The following is a 629-nucleotide window of genomic DNA, read 5'->3' on the forward strand; positions in this document are numbered from 1 at the left end:
AAAAGACGAGAGCATCACGCCCTCGTCTTTTGTCTTTTATATTTCGTTTTATATTAGAATTCTGATGTAAAATGCAGCTTTAAGCTAGGGTATTTTTGCTTTACCATTTCTATAGAGAAAGCCGAATCGGCTAAAAATACCAACTGCTGCTGTTTATCTCTTGCTAAATACTTCTGCTTTACCCTTAAGAAATCTACATATTCAGGGTCTTTAGGGTTATCTGGTGCTTCTACCCAACAAGCCTTATAAATAGGGAAATTCTCATAACTACATTTTGCCCCATATTCGTGTTCTAAACGATACTGAATTACCTCGTACTGCAAGGCTCCTACTGTACCAATTACCTTTCTGCCATTGAAGTCTAAGCGGAAGAGCTGTGCTACCCCCTCGTCCATTAGCTGGTCGATACCTTTTTCTAACTGTTTTGATTTTAGTGGGTCAGCATTGTTAATATACCTAAAATGCTCAGGTGAGAAGCTCGGTATTCCTTTGAAGTGCAATACTTCTCCCTCAGTTAATGTATCGCCTATTTTGAAATTACCAGTATCGTGTAATCCTACTATATCGCCTGCATACGAGATGTCTACCACCTCTTTCTTCTCAGCAAAAAAAGCATTTGGACTTGAGAA

Annotated in this window: 1 protein-coding gene; it reads right to left on the reverse strand. The window is 38.8% G+C overall.

The window, feature by feature from the left end; all coding sequences use genetic code 11:
- Nucleotides 1-53: 53 nt before the first annotated feature.
- The coding region (locus HMPREF9441_RS17125; RefSeq protein WP_008623521.1) for a peptide chain release factor 3 at nt 54-629 on the reverse strand (576 nt) is incomplete at its 5' end.

This window comes from Paraprevotella clara YIT 11840 (assembly GCF_000233955.1).
Classification (GTDB): domain Bacteria; phylum Bacteroidota; class Bacteroidia; order Bacteroidales; family Bacteroidaceae; genus Paraprevotella; species Paraprevotella clara.